This window comes from Rathayibacter sp. YIM 133350, from assembly GCF_037404875.1.
Taxonomy (GTDB): domain Bacteria; phylum Actinomycetota; class Actinomycetes; order Actinomycetales; family Microbacteriaceae; genus Orlajensenia.
Window position 1 is genome coordinate 315,933 of the sequence record NZ_JBBELO010000033.1, and the last position, 16,899, is coordinate 332,831.

Consider the following 16,899-nt stretch of genomic DNA (forward strand, 5'->3'; position numbering starts at 1 on the left):
CACCATGCCACTCGCCGACGCCTTCGACTCCGCACCGGCCTACGGCTTCACCGTCACCATCGACAGTGTCGAGATACCCAAGGTCATCGAGGTCTCGGGGCTCAAGAACGAGGTCGACAAGATCGAGCTCAAGCAGCAGACCAAGGATGGCAAGTACATCGTGCGCCAGCTCATCGGCCGCCCCAAGGCGGGCGAGTTCACGGTGACGCGCGGTCTCACCGACAGCAAGACCGTCACCGACTGGCTCAAGGTCGTGATGGAAGGCGACGTGGCCGGTGCCCGCAAGACGGCATCCGTCGCCCTGCTCGACTACAAGGGCGAGACGCTGAAGACCTACGAGTTCAAGAACTGCTGGGTACGCAGCGTCGAGCTCAACTCCCTCAAGGCCGGTGCGGCCGAGCAGGCGACCGAGAAGTTCACCGTCTGCTACGACGAGTCGACGGTGTCGTGATGCAACGGGTCATCGCCACGCGCCCGAGCACAACGGATGCGCCGGAGTCGCCGGCCGCAGACGACGGGGTGATGCGCACCGAGTTCGCGTTCGAGCTGCCGCGAGGCTACCTCGGACCGGACGGCCGGGTGCACCGCCGCGGTGTGATGCGCCTGGCGACGGCCCGCGACGAGCTGCTGCCGCTGTACGACGCCCGGGTTCAGGAGAACGCGGCCTACACGACCGTGGTTCTGCTGGCCCGGGTGATCACCTCGCTCGGCGAGCTCGGCCACGTCGACGGCTCGGTGATCGAGAACATGTTCGCCTCCGACGTCGCCTTCCTGCAGGACTTCTACCGCCGCATCAACGCCGAGGGCCACACCCGCATCGCGGTGACGTGCCCGGAGTGCTCGCACCAGTTCACGGCCGATCTCGCGGGTGGGCGCCTGGGGGAATCATGACGTACGCGGCCGACCGCATCCATGAGGAGGTCGCGTACGTCGCCTATCACTTCCATTGGTCGCTCGAGGACATCCTCGACATGGAGCACCCGACGCGCCTGCGCTACGTGCACGAGATCGCGGCCATCAACACCCGACTCTCCGAGGAGCGCTGAGCCATGCGCTGGCCCTGGCAGCGGAACGAGCCGACGCGGCATCCGTCGCACTCCCCGACGGATGCCGCGCCATCCGCACCGGCGCCCGCGGGCTGGGCGTTCCTTCCGCCGCTGCAGCGCGAGGTCGACCGCACGCCGCCGCGCGCGATGCCGGCCACGTTTCTCGACCGGCTTCCGACCAGGGTGAACCCCACCTTCCTCGGAACCATGGGCCACCTGCTCGATCCCTCTGCGCCCGCCGGAACCGTCGCCCGAGACGAAGCCGCCTTGAGCCTCCCGGTTCAGCGCGCGGAGCCCGCCGAGTTCCCGCTGCACGCACCGCGCGAGGATCGTGCGGTCGGCGGTCGGGGGCGCGTGACGGCCCAGCGCGTCGAGGCCGGGGCGTCGCCTCTCGTGAACGAGGGCACGCCGCTGCTCGACGCAGCTGTCGACGGCGCGCCGTTCGAGGCCGCGGTCGATTCCTCCGCCAGTGAGCCGTCTGCTGCCATGGGCGCCTCCGCGATGCCCGGCGCCCCGGTGCAGCGGTCGCCGCAGCGCTCCACGCTCGGGGCGACGGATGCGTCGGGCCCCTCCGTCGCGCGGCCGGACGCAGGTGCGCACGCCACTCCCGCAGCGGCGAAGCCGACCTCAACCCCGGCCGAGGGGGCCTCGATGCCGCTTCCGCATCCGGAGCCGACCGCGGCCCCGTCTTCCTCGTCCGCAGCTCCGGCGGTGCAGCGCGTTTCGGCCGCATCCGCAGCTGCGAGCACGGGAGGAGCCGGCGCATCCTCGGCGGCAGTCGGTTCCCCTCCCTCCGGCAACGCGGCGACCGCGCCCGCCCCGGAGGCAGCCGCACCGACGACGACGCCGCCGACCCCACGGGCGGCGGCTCCGACCCTGGGAACGGCGGATGCACCTGCCGGGGCTCACGTGCAACGGCAGGCAGGAACGGCGCCGTCCGCGCCGGCGTCGCCGCCGCGCCGACTCGGCCTCGGGGCGCCCCTGCCCACCTCGACCTCCGCTTCGCCGGGACGATCGGCCCTGCCGGTGCAGCGCAGCGCGGACCAGTCGGCGGCATCCGGTTCGACGTCATCGCATTCGTCGCGGTCGCCCGCGTCCCCTACGTGGACCCCGTCCTTGCCCTCGACCGCAGCCGCGCCTTCGTTCGCATCCCCGCATCCCGCCGACCCGACCGCCCAGGACGCCGGGCTCCTCCTCCCGACGCTATCCCGCGGATCCGGCTCGGATCTGCAGCAGGGACTGCTCGGCGAGCGTGCCCTCGAGCCGGCGCTCGGAGCCGAACCGTCCGAGTCCGACGACTCTCCTGCCTCCCCGTCGTCGATCGGTCAGGCACTCCCGCCTCTCGTGCAGCGCTTCGTCGATGAAGCCGGTGCGCACGTGCTTCCGGTTGGCGCGATTCCGGGGTCTTCCGCGGGCGGCAGTCCCTTGGCGGCGGCAGGACCGTCGAACGCGCCCACCGGCACGTCGATGACGCTCGCTGCGGGAGGCGGAACGGCCGGCTTTCTCGGCAGATCCTCGCTCCCGGCAGTGCAGCGCTCAACCGAGGGCGGCACCCGCACAGCGCGCCCGTCCGTTCCGCTTCTCGTCGCCCTGGCGCCCTCCCTCGGCGCTCCTCTCGGCGTCCCGCCCGCACGAGCGTCCGTGCAACGTACCTCCGCGGCACCGGGCACCTCCGGCCACAGCACCTCCTCCCAGACGGTCAGCGCGCGCGTGCTGGTTCCGCAGCCGACGCTGCCGGATGCCGCGGGCGCCCGGGCCGACCACGTCGTCTCGACGACGGTCGAGCCGAGCGAGAGCGTCGCGATGCCCACCGTTCAGCGGCAGGAGTCCGCGCCCAGCACGGCGCCGTCTTCCGGCGCACCTCGCGGGGGAGCGATGCCGGTCGCCGTGCCGGCACCGCGCACGGTGGTGGCGAGCGCCGAGGCCGAACCGGCCACCGCGGCTGTCCGCGAGATCGTCGTGCAGCGCGCCGAGGAACCCGGCGACGGGGAGGCCTCGGCGCCATCCGCCCCCGCGCCCTCGGCGGCTGCGGGCACCGCAAGCACGGCACCGGCAGCCGCCGCCTCGTCGCCGGAGGAGCTCGAGAAACTCGCCGCCCGCCTGTACGCGCCACTCGTTCGGCGCATCAAGTCCGAGATGCTGCTCGATCGTGAACGCCGCGGCGTTCGCATCGACGGATTGTGAGGCCGCTCGTGATCGAAGACACCCAGACCGCGGTGAGCGTCTGCTACCGCGTGGAGCTCGACACCTCAAAGCTCGGTGAGTTCTCGAGCTGCGAGGGGCTCGGCGTCGAGGTCGTGCTGGAGAGCAGGGAGGAGGGCGGCAACAACGCCTTCGTCTGGCAGTTCCCCACGCGGCTGAAGTATCCCAACATCAAGTTGTCGCGGCCGATCGGGCCGGAGACCTCGGAGAAGATCATCAACTGGATCCTCGCGACGACGACGGGCATGCAACGCAGCACGGGCAAGATCGAGGCGATGACCGCCCACGGCGACGTGATCGCCACCTGGGAGCTCAACGACGTCATCCCGGTGCGGTGGACCGGTCCGGCCCTCACGTCCGACAGCCCCAAGGTGCTCACCGAGACCCTCGAGATCGCCCATCACGGGTTCAGCAAGACCGGCGCGAAGTTCTAGGCCACGACGATGCCCATCACCCAGACCGCAGCCGACACGACCAAGCTCGTCCACGCCTCACTCGAGTTGCTCGAGCCAGGCCAGAGCGCCGGCGCGCCGGGCCCGGTGCTCAGCACGCTGAAGTTCCAGATCAATCCCAAAGAGCTCACGATGGCCAAGGGCGCCAAGTGGGACAAGAAGAACCAGAAGAAGGCCAGCTCGGCCCCGCCGGCGAGCTACCTCGGCCCCGAGCCGCAGAAGATGAGCATCGAGATGTACTTCGACGCCTCGCTCTCCCGCGACAACAGCGTGGTCGAGAACGTGGAGGCGCTGTTCAAGGCGACCGCTCCGACCGACAAGTCCAAGAGCACGAAGACCCCGTCCGCGCCCTGGGTGCGCTTCACGTGGGGCGGCCTGACCGGATTCGTCGGCTACATCACGAGCGTCTCGGCGAAGTACACGCTGTTCTCTCCGGCAGGTTCCCCCCTGCGGGCCGTCTGCACCGTCGCGATGGAGGAGATGGCGGCCGAGCCCGGCAAGCAGAACCCGACCTCGGGTGGCCTGCAACCCCGTCGCGTGCACGTCGTCCGCGAGGGCGACACCCTGCCCGCGATCGCCTACCGCGAATACGGCAATGCGGCGCTGTGGCGAGCGGTCGCCGATGTGAACGGCATCGACGATCCGCAGCGCATCCGACCGGGAACCAGCATCCTGCTGCCGACCCAGGAGGAATTCCGCGGCCCGCGCGAAGCCGTGCGAGAGGAGCTGGCCCGTGCCCTCCGCTGATGTCTACACGAGTCTCATGCTCGTCGCCGTGAACGGCGCCCAGCTCGACGCGCAGCTCTCCGGCCTGCTGACGCACGGCCGCGTGACGGATGCCGCGAGCCTGCCCGACGGCTTCGATCTCGAGTTCACCGACAGTGCAGGCGACCTGCTCACCAAGGCGCGCATCCAGATCGGTTCCACGGTCACGATCTCGGTCTCGGAGAACGGGCCCGAGAGCCCGACCGTGCTCGTCGACGGCGAGGTGACCGCGCTGGAACGCGAAGACATCGGGGGAGCGCTCATCACCCGGGTGCGGGGCCTCGACAAGAGCCACCGGCTCTTCCGCGGTCGCAGGGTGCGCGCCTTCATCGACAGCACCATCTCGGATGTGGTGCAGAAGGTGGCCACCGATGCCGGCATCACGACGGCGACCGTCTCGACGACATCGCAGGTGTACGCCAAGATCAGCCAGGACAACGTGAGCGACTGGGTCTTCCTCAAGCGGCTCTCCGACATGGTGGGATACAGCTTCTCGGTGAGCCAGGGAAAGCTGAGCTTCGAGAAGCCCACCGATGCCGCGGATGCGCCATCGGGCTCGGAGGGTGCGCGCAGCGATCCGGTCGTGATCGAGCACGGCATGAACACCCTCTACCTGCACTCCACCATCACGAGTGCCGAGCAGGTTCCCCAGGTCGAGGTGCGCGGCTGGAACGTGAAGGACAAGAAGACCGTGCTCTCCAAGGCACCGGCCAAGACGCGTAGCGCCGAGCTCTCGATCACGCCGGCGAAGATCGCCGACGTGTTCAAGAGTCCGTCGTACGTGCTCTCCGTCGGGGACGGCGAGGCCAAGTCGCAGGACGGGCTCGCCGCCGCGGTGGCCGAGCGCATCGCCGGCGGATTCGCCGAACTCGAGGCGCTCGTGCTGGGAACGGCGCGCATCCGCTCGGGCACCGCCGTCAAGCTCAAGGGCTTCGGCGACCCGTTCGACGGCCGGTACTCGGTGACCGAGACCGTGCACGACTTCAGTCCAGAGGTCGGGTACACGACCAAGGCGATCGTGAGCAATGCCTCCGATCGTTCCCTGTACGGCATCACGACCGCCGGGGGCCTCGGCGCCGCGATCGGCACCTCGCCGATGCACGGCGTCGTACCGGCCGTGGTCACGGCGCACGGCGACAGCAGCGGCTCCGTGAACGCAGACGGGATGGTCAAGGTGACCTTCCCCACGCTCTCCGACGACTACGAGAGTTCGTGGGCGCGCCCCGTTCAGCTCGGCGCGGGCGGCGACCGGGGAACGGTGGTGCTGCCCGAGGTGGGCGATGAGGTGCTCGTCGCCTTCGAGAACGGCTCGCTCGACCGCCCCTTCGTGCTCGGCGGGCTCTACAACGGCAAGGACCTTCCGAAAGGCGGCTGGGCGGCATCCGTGAAGTCGGGAACGCCCTTCCGTCGCTCGTTCACCTCGCGTACCGGAATGCTCGTCGAACTCTCCGAAGACACGGGCTCAGAGTTCGTGCAGATCTCGACCAACGAGGGCGCCCAGCGCGTCACCCTCACGCAGACGGCCAGCAAGGGCATCGAGATCATCTCCGAAGGTCCGGTGCAGGTGACCGCGAAGACGGATGCGACGGTGACGGCCGATTCCGGCACCATCACGCTCTCGGGCAAGACCGTCGAGATCAAGGCCACCACCGACCTGAAGCTCTCCGCCGGAGGCAACGTCGACGTGCAGGGCGTCGGCATCAAGCTCGCCGGTACGGGCAAGGCCGAGGTCTCCGGCGCATCCCTGTCCCTCAAGGCCCAGGCGACGGCGGAACTCTCGGGCAGCGCGATGACCACCATCAGCGGTGGCATGGTCAAGATCAACTGAGGCGGCGATCACGATGGCGCAGGAGTTCGTCGGGCGGGGCTGGGCATTCCCGATCCACGCTGATGACACGGGCCGGATCGCGCTCTCGAGCAACGAGCGCGAGATCGAGGAGAGCATCCGCCTGATTCTCGCGACGGCGCCCGGCGAGCGGCCGATGCGCCCCGAGTTCGGCTGCGCGGTGCACGACTACGTCTTCGCGCCGGCCGACGCCACCACCGCCGGCGCGATCGGCGCCGCCGTGCGCTCGTCGCTGCAGTTCTGGGAGCCGCGCATCGCCGTGACCGGCATCAGCGTCTCGTTCGACGGTGTCGACGGGGGAACCCTGCTCATCAGCATCGGCTACGTGATCCTCGGCACGAACGACCCCCGCAACCTCGTCTTCCCCTTCTACATCATTCCCCGCGACGAATCGGAGGCCGTCTCATGACGCTGCCCGTTCCCAACCTCGACGATCGTCGCTTTCAAGACCTCGTCGACGACGCGAAGCGCCTCGTCGCGCTGCGTTGCCCCGAGTGGAGCGACCACAACGTCTCCGATCCCGGCGTGACGCTCATCGAGACGTTCGCCTTCATGACGGATGAGCTCTTCTACCGACTCAACCGCGTTCCCGACAAGCTCTACGTCAGTTTTCTCGAACTGCTCGGCGTGCAGTTGTTCCCGCCGACGGCCGCGACGGCCGACGTGGTGATGTGGCTCTCCGCTCCGCTCAAGGAGACCGTCACGGTTCCGGCGCGCACCGAGGTGGGCACGCCGCGCACGGAGGAGAACGCGGCCATCGTCTTCTCCACGCTGCGGGCGCTCGAGATCCCTCCACGCACCGTCGATTTCGTGGGCACGGCGCCGGCGACGGGTGAGCCATGGGTGCGCACCGCCCGGTTGGGTGAGGAGAGCATCGACGCCTTCTCGGCGAAGCCGCAGGTGGGCGACGCCCTGCTCATCGGGCTGGATGCCGCTGCGCCGAACCTGGCGATCTGCGTGCGCCTGGATTGCCTGGTGCGCGGAGTCGGCGTCGACCCGCTCGACCCGCCGATCGTGTGGGAGGCGTGGAACGGCGCCCGTTGGGTCGCCTGCGACCTCGTCTCCGACGGGACGGGCGGCCTCAACAAGGCCGGCGACGTGGTGGTCATCGTGCCGCGCGACCACGTCGCATCCGTTCTCGCGGGCAACCGAGCGGGATGGCTGCGCTGCCGGCTCGTCGAGGTTCCCCTCGGAACGCCGACGTATTCGGCCTCTCCCTTGATCAGGTCGGTGTCGGGATCGACGGTCGGCGGTGTGACGAGCGCCATCCATGCCGCAACGGTCGACGACGAGATCCTCGGACTCTCCGAGGGGGTGCCCGGCCAGCATTTCGAGCTCGCCGCGCATCCCGTGTTGAACGACGGCGAGGCGTTCCTCGTCGACGTGGGCAACGGCGGCGGCTGGGACGAGTGGCGCGAGGTGGATTCCTTCGCCGGCGCGGATGCCGCGGACCAGGTCGTGCAGGTGGACCGCACTCGGGGCATCGTCACCTTCCCGCCCGCGGTGAGGGAGGCGGACGGGTCGCTCGTGCACTACGGAGCCGTGCCGCCGAAGGGCGCGCCGCTGCGCGTGCCGCGGTACAGGGTGGGCGGAGGCCGGGCGGGCAACGTCTCGGCCGGGGCGCTCAGCGTTCTGCGCTCGACGGTTCCCTTCGTCAGCGGAACGATCAACCGGGTGGCCGCGCACGACGGCACCGACGGCGAGTCGATCGATGAGGCGAAGGTGCGCGGGCCGCTCGCCCTGCGCACGCGCGATCGCGCCGTCACCGCGGCCGACTACGAGCAACTCGCCAAGCGGGCGGCCCCGGGAATCGCGCGGGCTCGGTGCGTGCCGGCGCGGGCGGAGGGCGAGGCGCTCGGCGTGCGGTTGCTCGTCGTTCCGAATGCCGCCGTCGGCGGCGACGGGCGACGGGACTTCGCCGACCTCATCCCGTCGGACGAGGTGCTGCGCACCATCGCGGACGACCTGGATGGCCGCCGGCCCGTGGGCTCCCGGTTGCTCATCGAGCCGCCGCTGTACCAGGGGGTCACCGTGGTGGCGAAGCTCATCGCTCGGCCGCGAGTGGCGGTCGACACCCTGCGCTCGCAGGCCCTCGACGCCCTCTACCGCCATTTCGATCCGGTCTACGGCGGTGCGGATGGCGGCGGCTGGCCGTTCGGACGCCCTGTCCTGGCGGGCGAGGTCTACGCCGTCCTGCAGGCGCTGCCGGGAACCGAGCTCGTCGACGAGGTGCTGCTGTTCGCCGCCGACCCCGTGACCGGCAAGCGCGGGGAGCCGGCCCAGCGCATCCCGCTCGATGCCAACTCGCTCGTGTTCAGCTTCGAGCACCGGGTGCGGGTCGCGGCGGGGGTGTGAGATGCGCGGCATCGTTCCCGGACTGGTGAGCCCATCGCCGTTCATCACGCGTGTTCCGGCCATCCTGCAGGACGATGACTTCCTGCAGCGGATGCTGCCCGCCTTCGACGACACGCTCGCGCCGGTGTTCGCGGTGCTCGACAACCTGACGGCCTACATCGACCCGCAGCTGGCGCCCGCCGACTTCCTCGAGTGGATCGGGGGCTGGGTCGACATCGCCGTCGACGAGGCGTGGTCCCAGCAGCAACGGCGCGACATCATCGCCGGCGCGGCCGCGCTGCATCACCGGTTGGGAACCGCCTCGGGCATCCGTGACGCCGTGCGACTGGCCGCCGGACCGGAGGCATCCGTCGACGTGGAGGAATCGGGCGGGACGGCATCGTCGCGCACCCCCGGCGGAGCGCTTCCGGGTTCTGATGCGCCTGGAGTGCGGGTGAGGGTGGGCGTTGCCGAGGGCGACGTCGACGCGCTGCAGCACCGGCTGGAACGGGTGGCGATGAGCCTCGTGCCGGCCCACGTCCCGTGCACCGTCGTGGTGCAGGGCCCGGGCAAGGAGCCGGCCGGCGCCACGGCGCCCGCCGAGACGTTGCCCGACGTGGCGCCCGTCACTCCGGCCGAGGCGCCTCCGGATGCTGTGGCAGCCGCTGATGAGGCGGCGAAGCCGCCGGCGGAGCCGGACGACGAGGGACGCTCGACGTGACCGCGACGCTGATCACCTGTCCCGAGTGCGGTACCAAGAACCCGGCGGGTGATGACTTCTGCGGCAACTGCGGCTCCTACCTCGCCTGGGAGGAGGTCGAGGCGCCCGATGCGCCCGATGCGACCGATGCGCCCGATGGCCCCGATCCGACTGGGGCGCCGCTCGACGCAGGCCAAGCTCCCGTGGCCCAGGCGCCTCTCGCGACGGCCTCGGCATCCGTGGAGCACTCGGCACCAAAGGAGCACGCCCCTCAGGTCGACGACGTGACCACGCACATCGCCGACTTCTTCGTCCCGCCATCCGCGGAACCCGAGACGATCGAGCTGACTGAGCCTCCGAGCGATACGGAGTTCGAGCCGTTCGCCGCCGATGCCGTGCCGATCCAAGCCCTCAGGCCCCAACCTGAGCAGGCGCAGCAACCACCGGCGCAGAGACCGCAGCCATCGGTCGCCGAGGAACCTGCCGCTCGCCGCCCGGTCGCCACCGCACCTCGCACGTTCGAGGTGCACGTCAGGCCCGAAGACGCTCCGAAGCCCGGCGACGTGGTGTGCCCGCGATGCGGAGCGGGAAACCCTCCCGGCCGCAACTTCTGCCGCCGCTGTGCCATGCAGCTCACGGCGACGGCGAACCGCACGCTCGCGCCCTCGAGCCAGCCGGTCGCGGGGGCGCGTCCTCTCGCCAAGCGCAGCCGGATGCGACCGGCCTTCATCGTGGTACCGGTGCTCATCCTCGTTCTCGCGGCGGCGGCCTGGCTGGGACGCGACGCGATCGCGAGCCTGACGGCGTCGCTCATCGACCGGGTGGCGGCGGCGACCCCTGTGAGCCCCAACCAGCTGACCGCGTCCTCCTCGATGGACGGTCGTGGAGCGGAACTCGCCTACGACGGTTTCTCGAACACCTCGTGGGCGCCGGCAGCGGCCGGCCCGGCCGCGGGGGAATTCATCGAGGCCACGTTCGCCAAGCCGTTCCGACTGGTGTCGCTGCAGATGATCGCGGGGGCATCCGACAAGCCGGCGGACTTCCTCGCTGACGGGCGCCCGGACACCGTGCTGGTCACGCTGACCCGGGCCAGCGGCGGCACGGTCGAGAAGACGATCACCGTCGCCGACGAGCCCGGCTCGCAGTCATGGGATATGGGGGTCGACGACGTGAAGGCAGTGCGGCTGACGCTGGCCACCGCACACGGCGCGACGGACGCGACCCATGTGGGTATCGCGGAACTCGCCTTCCGGGGTCGGTGAGCCGCGTTCCGGAAACCCCCGTTCCCTGAGCCTGTCGAAGGGACGGCGCCCGCTGGGTGTCGCGTTCGCTTCGACAGGCTCAGCGAACAGGCTCCCGGAACCTCCGCTCGCGAAGCTGCGCCCTACACACCCAGCGCTACGCGCATGCGGCGGTACCCTTGCTGCGCTCGCCGGGAGGCCACGACGTCACCCGAGGTCTGATGAACCGCCACGAGGGTGCGCCACGACTCGTCGAGCCACGGGTCGATCTCGACCGAACGCTCCGCCGCGGCCACCGCGGCTCGGCGGTCCCCGAAGTGCAGTTCGAGCTGGGCGAGTGATGCCGCAGCCTCCGCCGCCCGCGTGCGGTAGCGGTCGCGGGCACCGATGGCCCACTCGGCAGGCCCGTCCTCCGGCAGTACCTCGCCCACGTAGAGGCCGACCGCGTGCCGCAGCCCTTCAGCGGTGAGTTGCGCCTCGCCGCGTGCCTTCGCGACGCCGGCATCCGCGAGGCTGGCGTCGAAATCGATGAGGTCGCAGTCGCGGCGGTTCGCCAGTCGCAATTGGTACGCCTCGCCTGCCCGTTCGACCATGGGGACGGATGCGTCGGCGCCGAGGGCGCGTCGAAGGCTCGAGATGCTCACATGCAGGGCGTGCACCGCCGACGAGGTACCGAGGTCGCCCCACAGCAGGTCGGCGATGATCTCGCGATGCACGGGACTGCCGGCATTGAGCGCGAGCATGCGCAGCAGCGTCCGGGCCTGAGGGCGCACGCCCCGCAGGTCGAGGTCGGTGCCGTCGATCGTGAGCCGGAATCCGCCGAAGCATCCGATCGTCATGCGAGGCAGACGGAGGGTGGTCTGAGCCGCGCCCGCGTTGGCGCGCGGCGGTGCAGGCAACGAGCCCGGGATGCGCGGCAGCCCGACCTCCCGGGCCGTCCGCCTGGCCGTGAGGAGGCGGCGGGCCGCCTCCTCGGGGTGCAGGAACGCTCGGGCCGCATCGAGGAAGACGTGGATCGCCGGAATGCCGGCCGTGATGGCGGCCGATTCCGCCGAGGTCAGCAGGGCGCGGGCGTGCGGCGACGCGTGCTCGGCCGCGATCAGCGCGGCGACGGCCTGCACCCATGCCGCGGCATCCGTGCGATGGCCCCGCGTGAAGCGATCGGCCAGTTCCACCGCGTGCGCCAGTGGCGCTCGTCCTTCGCGCAGTCGCACGAGCAGATGCATCGCCGAGACGATCGCGGCGCCATCGTCGTCTGCGGCGGCCTCGCACTCGGAGACGACTCCGGCGACCGCGCTGGCATCCGCGTCGTTCAGATGGGCGGCGATCGCACCCCGCACCAGGCGGGCGAGGCCGCTGAGTCCGTTCTCGAGGGCATCGCGTTCGAGAAGGCAGAGCGCTGTCATCGTCGCCGGGCGCGGGGCGGTGGCCGCCCGAAGAACGATGAGCGTGAGACGGGCCGAGATGCACACGGATGCGGTCGCCGAGCGCGCGTGCACGGCGCGCTGCAGAAGCGGTACGGCTCCGACCACGTCGCCCAACCGCAGTCGCCCGACGGCGGCCGCGAACGTTCCGTCGGGCGTCAGGCGGGCTCCCGGCAAATGACGTCTGGCCGGGGGCGTGGCCGGTTCCAGTTCGATGCTCAATTGAGCGGCGACGTGGCTGAGGTCGGCGAGGTCGACGTGCGTCAGCGCCTCGCGGGCATCGACGAGGGCGCGGTCATCGATCAGTGCCCGAACCTGAGCGAGTGCGATGCTCTCGTGTCGCGAAACGGCCGGCGAGAGGTGCAGCGCCCACGGGCAGCTGCCCGGGCTCAGCATCAACTCTGGGGTGCTGTTCAGCTGCTCGGCGAGCGGCACCCACGCCGCGGCGCTCGCGAGGGCCGCCGTCGCCCCACGCACGTCGCCGGCTGTGAGCAGTGCGCTCGAGGTCTCGATGGCGCGCCTCGTGCGAGCGGATGCGTTGAGGTGCCGGGCGACATGGCGCTGCAGCATGCGTGGCAGCACCCGAAGTTGCCCCCGGCCCAGCCGGTTCACGAGCTGTCCGGAGTCCAGAGCCGCGATGAGGGCTCGGGCACGTTCACCGCCTAAGAGGCTTGCGCACGTCTCAGGGTCGATCGCCGGAGTCAGGCAGGAATGCTCGAGCGCGTCGCGTACCGTCGGATCGAGTTCCTCGAGCAGTGCATCGAAGAACGGCGTCGCGACGTCGCCGAAGATGGCGGCGTCGATGGCGGAATCCATCCCGTCCGCGTCGACACCGCGCACAGCGCGGGCGACGAGGCCGACGAGAGCCGGCCATCCCCCTGTCTCGGTGAGGACCCGTGAGGCGCATTCCAGCCCGATGGCCTGACCCGTCGCGGCGCGAACGGCACCGACGATCTCGGGAAGCCGCAGCGCGAGGGCTCTGACGTCGATGACCTCGGTCGATCCGAGTTCGGAGTGGTTCACCCCGTGACGCGGCGTGGTTCGGGAGGCGATGATCACGCGGCCGGGGGCTTCGCTGATGAGGCCCTCGAGCACCGATTCCGCTTCGGTTCCGATCGCCCAGCCGGCATCGTCGATGATGACCGTGTCACTGGTCGTCATCGGAAGCCGCTGAAGCGTAGCCGCGAGAGCGGCAGGCGAAGAGTGCTGCGGCCCCAGTCGCAGCGGTTCGACGCCGGCGGAGGCGGCGAACTGCTGCAGCAGGGCCGACTTGCCGCTCCCCATGGCTCCGATCACGAATACGCGCCGTGAGCCGAAGTGCTCCAGCAGGCGCGGTCGGAGAATGTCGGTTGATGCTCCGGCGAGCGGACTCGCGCTGATCGCGCCCATCATCACCCCAATAGCGACGGGATTCCACATCGAGGGACTCTGTGGATGATGCTCACGCTACGCCGCCCGCACGCGACGGTTATCGGTACCAGCCCTCAACCTGGGCCGGGGGCGAGCCCCTGCCGAGGACAGGGCGGTCCCGGTGGCATGCTGCTCGGAAAGGGCACGCAGCGGCATCCGCTCGGCCGAGACCGCACGTCTCGTGGCTGTCTTCGGCCCCGTTGCGGGGATGCTATTCTCTACTGGTGCCAAATCGCGGTGACGCGATGGGGGACGCGCCCCGATAGCTCAGTGGTAGAGCACTTCCATGGTAAGGAAGGGGTCGTCAGTTCAATCCTGACTCGGGGCTCCGGCTTTGCGCGATGTTCGCGTCGAGGCTGCGGCGGGATAGCTCAGGTGGTTAGAGCACACGGCTCATAATCGTGGTGTCGCGGGTTCAAGTCCCGCTCCCGCTACTTTCAGGGGCTTGTCTAAGCTGCCCTCGGCAGTTGTTCTTAGAACTGGCTTAAAGAAGAGGCCTCCGGTGTTCCGGGGGCCTTTTGTCGTCTGTTCCGTGTGGTCTGGCACTTCTGCAGAGGATCTTTTTCGAGGTCGGTACCCTCTGAACGCCCGATTCCCTGTTTTTGGGCGCGTCGAATTGTTCGGTTAGTCGGTACGCGGGGGGTGTCGGGAGCTGCTGAGAGCGGCCGGGTCAGTCTGGCGGTGGCTCGATGAACCGACTGGCCGGAAGCGGCCAGCCCTTCTTGTAGTTGCTGCAGTTGGTGAATCGGCCTGACTTTCGTTCCGTTCTTCAAGCAAGGATGGAACTCGATGAATACGAAGTACTCGCCGGAGATGCGTGAGCGGGCGTTGCGGATGCTCGCGGAGGCACGGCAGGATCACCCGAACATGATGAGTGCGGTCCGGCACGTCGCGGGGCTGATTGGGATGAGCGCTGAGACGTTGCGGTTGTGGCAGCGCCGTTATGAGGTCGATGCCGGGGCGAAGCCCGGGCTGAGCACGGACGCAGCGGCGAAGATCAAACGTCTGAAGAAGGAGAACGCCGAGCTGCGGAAGGCGAACGAGATCCTCAAGGCTGCGAGCGTGCTTTTCGCGAAGGAGCTCGACCGCCCCTGACTGAGATGATCCGGTTCATCGACGTGCACCGGGATCGTTTCGGGGTCGAGCTCATCTGCCGGGTCCTCAGGCCGGCAGTCACGGGGTTCCTCACCGCGCGCGGCTACCGTGCCGCGAGCACTCGTGCGCCGTCGGCACGACAGCTGCGCGACGATCTCCTCCTCCCGGAAGTCGCGCGGCTGCATGCGGAGAACTACGGCGTGTACGGGCGCCGCAAGATGCACGCGTTGATGCGACGGCAGGGCTGGGACATCGGCCGCGACCAAACCGAACGACTCATGCGCCTGGCCGGGGTGCGCGGGGTGAAGAAGTCCAAGCGGGTCTTCACGACAAAGACCGACCCGACGCAATCCCGGCCGAAGGACCTAGTCAATCGCCGCTTCACCGCTGATGCCCCGCGCCGACTCTGGGTTGCCGACATCACCTATGTGGCGACGTGGTCCGGGTTCGCGTACGTCGCGTTCGTCACGGACGTCTACTCGAGCCGCATCGTGGGTTGGAACGTTGCCGCGACCCTGAAGGCCGAGATCCTGCTGTTGCAGGCCTTCGACATGGCCGCGTGGGACGCGGGCGGTGACCTGACCGGGCTGACGCATCACTCCGACCACGGCTCGAACTACATGGCGATGGTCTACACCGACCGGATCGTCGAACTCGGGGCGATCCCGTCCAGGGGAACGGTCGGCGACAGCTATGACAACGCGTTGGCTGAGGCGATCAATAACCTCTACAAGACCGAGTTGATCCGTCAGCGCGCCCCTGGCGCACGGTCGAGCAGGTCGAACTCGCAACCCTCGAGTACGTCTGGTGGTGGAACAACCAGTGGTTGCACGGCGAGCTGGACATGCGCACCCCACTCGAGGTCGAGCAGGCGCACTACGCTGACCTGGAATCAGCCCAACCGGCACCTGTCGGACAAGGCTCCCGATAGGAACGAAAGTCAGGCCGATTCAGTTCTGCGAACGAGACGTCTTCTGGTCGACGCCGTGTGCGGGCTGGACATGACGCGCCGTCCTGCGCTTCGGTGAATCTCTGTGCCGAAACTTGGTCGCTGGCCAGTTCCGTATGATGTTCGGTTGTGAGTTCATGGCATGAGGCACTGCAGGACGTGACTGGTTCGCCGGTCCGAGTGTGGATCGGGGTTGCCCGGTTCGAGTCGATCCCGGGGGGCGGTGACATCGTTGCACCGTTGCTAACGGCGGCGGTGGCAAGAGATCACGGATCCCGATCCGGCGCCGTTCCGGCGATCGGCGAGTTGCAGACTGCCGGGGCGGTACCACCCTTCGAACCTATGCAGTACGTGTACTCGGACAAGAGCGGTCGTCAGTACGCCGAGGTGCTGAAAGTCCTCGACTCAGCCGCGCGTCAGCTTTTCGGCGAGAATGGGTTCAACGCCGAACCGGACCAAGCACCTCCGTTCCCGGTCGAGGTTGACCTGGCGGATGGCGGCCGCATGGTGATGTTCGCCTTTTGGGTTTCGCGCGCCTGACCTGGCCGGGTCACGCTGCGCATGACTTCTTGCGATGAAGCGCTCGGTAGCGAGAGCTTGCTGGGCGACGAGCGCGAGCGCTGACACCCTCGGAGTGAACACCCCGCTTGGCTGAGCTGCGATCTTCCCCTTGATGTGGATCGAGTGTCGTCGCAGCCACGGTCGACAGATCTAGGCCCACTTCGTCGGCTTGTTGAACGTCGTCGAGCCCACCGAGAAAGAGGGAGGTAGTTGTGCTTTTCTTACCCGGTCACGGCCGATCTGGAACGAGGCCGGCATTAGGGCCTTCAGCTCATTCGAGTAGCGCTCCGGCGGAAAGGCGGCCGCGATGAACGTGTTCTGTTGCAGATTCTTCGCCATTCGAACGGCTGGAGCCAGATCGCTGTCCGCACTGATCAGCAGGGCTGCGTCCATGTGCCGCTGTGCTGCATCACTCACCAGACTTACCGCGATATTGACGTCGGTTTCCTTCTCCTCGCGAACCTGCCGCGGCGCATTGCACTTGAAACAGGTCACTGTCTTTGTCTGGTAGCGTCCCTGGGTTACTTCGAAGAGTGTGGGGTACTTCGCGAGCAAGGCGGCCTGATGGTGCGCCTGCCGGCTGAGCCCACCCGGATCATCGAGGACGGGCGCGGTGAAGTATTTCACCGCGACAAGGCGACTGCGTGGCCTGAGGAGCTTGGCGAGTTGGACGAAGTCGATCCAGAGCGCGCTCCGGCCGCTTGCGTCATGCATGCCGTGATAGAGGTTGAAGCCATCGATGTAGACGATCAGGCGATCGGCCGGCCTATGTGGTTTGGCTGGTAAACTGGTCAATTCGCACCTCGACACGCCCGGGACTCCAAATGGACTGGCGCCCCGGATCCGGGGGCTATAGCATTCTTACACCCCGCCT

Annotated in this window: 14 protein-coding genes, 2 tRNA genes and 1 pseudogene; 15 read left to right on the forward strand and 2 right to left on the reverse strand. The window is 68.9% G+C overall.

Going from position 1 to position 16,899, the window contains the following annotated elements; genetic code table 11:
* Positions 1 to 4 precede the first annotated feature (4 nt).
* From WDJ51_RS11995 to WDJ51_RS12045, 11 genes are read left to right on the forward strand one after another with little or no spacing between them, the layout of a single operon-like run.
* Positions 5 to 451, forward strand: a complete 447-nt coding sequence (locus WDJ51_RS11995; protein WP_337852686.1) for a phage tail protein — start codon at positions 5 to 7, stop codon at positions 449 to 451.
* The gene (locus tag WDJ51_RS12000; protein ID WP_337852687.1) at positions 451 to 891 is read left to right on the forward strand and encodes a hypothetical protein; all 441 of its coding nucleotides are present in this window, start codon (positions 451 to 453) and stop codon (positions 889 to 891) included. The genes WDJ51_RS11995 and WDJ51_RS12000 overlap by 1 nt, the downstream gene beginning before the upstream one ends.
* Entirely contained in the window at positions 888 to 1,046 is a 159-nt protein-coding gene (locus WDJ51_RS12005; protein ID WP_337852688.1) for a DUF6760 family protein, read from the forward strand. Before WDJ51_RS12000 ends, WDJ51_RS12005 begins: the two co-directional genes overlap by 4 nt.
* Positions 1,047 to 1,049: 3 nt before the next feature.
* Positions 1,050 to 3,230, forward strand: coding sequence for a hypothetical protein (locus WDJ51_RS12010; RefSeq protein WP_337852689.1), 2,181 nt, complete (start codon positions 1,050 to 1,052; stop codon positions 3,228 to 3,230).
* On the forward strand, positions 3,227 to 3,682 hold the full coding sequence (locus WDJ51_RS12015) for a phage tail protein (RefSeq protein ID WP_337852690.1): 456 nt from the start codon (positions 3,227 to 3,229) through the stop codon (positions 3,680 to 3,682). Before WDJ51_RS12010 ends, WDJ51_RS12015 begins: the two co-directional genes overlap by 4 nt.
* A gap of 9 nt (positions 3,683 to 3,691) precedes the next feature.
* Positions 3,692 to 4,447 (forward strand): CIS tube protein, encoded by a 756-nt coding sequence (locus WDJ51_RS12020; RefSeq protein WP_337852691.1) that lies wholly within the window; start codon positions 3,692 to 3,694, stop codon positions 4,445 to 4,447.
* Positions 4,434 to 6,293, forward strand: coding sequence for a VgrG-related protein (locus WDJ51_RS12025; protein ID WP_337852692.1), 1,860 nt, complete (start codon positions 4,434 to 4,436; stop codon positions 6,291 to 6,293). The genes WDJ51_RS12020 and WDJ51_RS12025 overlap by 14 nt, the downstream gene beginning before the upstream one ends.
* Before the next feature lie 13 nt (positions 6,294 to 6,306).
* Positions 6,307 to 6,720, forward strand: coding sequence for a GPW/gp25 family protein (locus WDJ51_RS12030; protein ID WP_337852693.1), 414 nt, complete (start codon positions 6,307 to 6,309; stop codon positions 6,718 to 6,720).
* Positions 6,717 to 8,666 carry a putative baseplate assembly protein gene (locus tag WDJ51_RS12035; RefSeq protein WP_337852694.1) on the forward strand — a complete coding sequence of 650 codons (1,950 nt, stop codon included), beginning with the start codon at positions 6,717 to 6,719 and terminating at the stop codon, positions 8,664 to 8,666. The genes WDJ51_RS12030 and WDJ51_RS12035 overlap by 4 nt, the downstream gene beginning before the upstream one ends.
* 1 nt (position 8,667) lies before the next feature.
* On the forward strand, positions 8,668 to 9,366 hold the full coding sequence (locus WDJ51_RS12040; RefSeq protein ID WP_337852695.1) for a phage tail protein: 699 nt from the start codon (positions 8,668 to 8,670) through the stop codon (positions 9,364 to 9,366).
* Entirely contained in the window at positions 9,363 to 10,607 is a 1,245-nt protein-coding gene (locus tag WDJ51_RS12045; RefSeq protein ID WP_337852696.1) for a zinc ribbon domain-containing protein, read from the forward strand. Before WDJ51_RS12040 ends, WDJ51_RS12045 begins: the two co-directional genes overlap by 4 nt.
* A 122-nt stretch (positions 10,608 to 10,729) precedes the next feature.
* Here WDJ51_RS12045 and WDJ51_RS12050 read toward each other — a convergent pair whose 3' ends face one another.
* Positions 10,730 to 13,306 carry an AfsR/SARP family transcriptional regulator gene (locus tag WDJ51_RS12050; RefSeq protein WP_337852697.1) on the reverse strand — a complete coding sequence of 859 codons (2,577 nt, stop codon included), beginning with the start codon at positions 13,304 to 13,306 and terminating at the stop codon, positions 10,730 to 10,732.
* Positions 13,307 to 13,676: 370 nt separating this feature from the next.
* Here WDJ51_RS12050 and WDJ51_RS12055 point away from each other — a divergent pair.
* The 4 genes and pseudogenes from WDJ51_RS12055 to WDJ51_RS12070 all read left to right on the forward strand — a co-directional run bounded on the left by WDJ51_RS12055 (position 13,677) and on the right by WDJ51_RS12070 (position 16,004).
* A tRNA-Thr gene (locus WDJ51_RS12055) sits at positions 13,677 to 13,748 on the forward strand.
* A gap of 32 nt (positions 13,749 to 13,780) precedes the next feature.
* Positions 13,781 to 13,854: transfer RNA gene (locus WDJ51_RS12060), tRNA-Met, on the forward strand.
* Between the two features lie 355 nt (positions 13,855 to 14,209).
* Positions 14,210 to 15,446, forward strand: a pseudogene (locus WDJ51_RS12065) (IS3 family transposase).
* A gap of 360 nt (positions 15,447 to 15,806) precedes the next feature.
* The gene (locus tag WDJ51_RS12070; protein ID WP_337852698.1) at positions 15,807 to 16,004 is read left to right on the forward strand and encodes a hypothetical protein; all 198 of its coding nucleotides are present in this window, start codon (positions 15,807 to 15,809) and stop codon (positions 16,002 to 16,004) included.
* Between the two features lie 171 nt (positions 16,005 to 16,175).
* Here WDJ51_RS12070 and WDJ51_RS12075 read toward each other — a convergent pair whose 3' ends face one another.
* On the reverse strand, positions 16,176 to 16,820 hold the full coding sequence (locus WDJ51_RS12075; RefSeq protein WP_337852699.1) for an NYN domain-containing protein: 645 nt from the start codon (positions 16,818 to 16,820) through the stop codon (positions 16,176 to 16,178).
* Between the last annotated feature and the right edge of the window lie 79 nt (positions 16,821 to 16,899).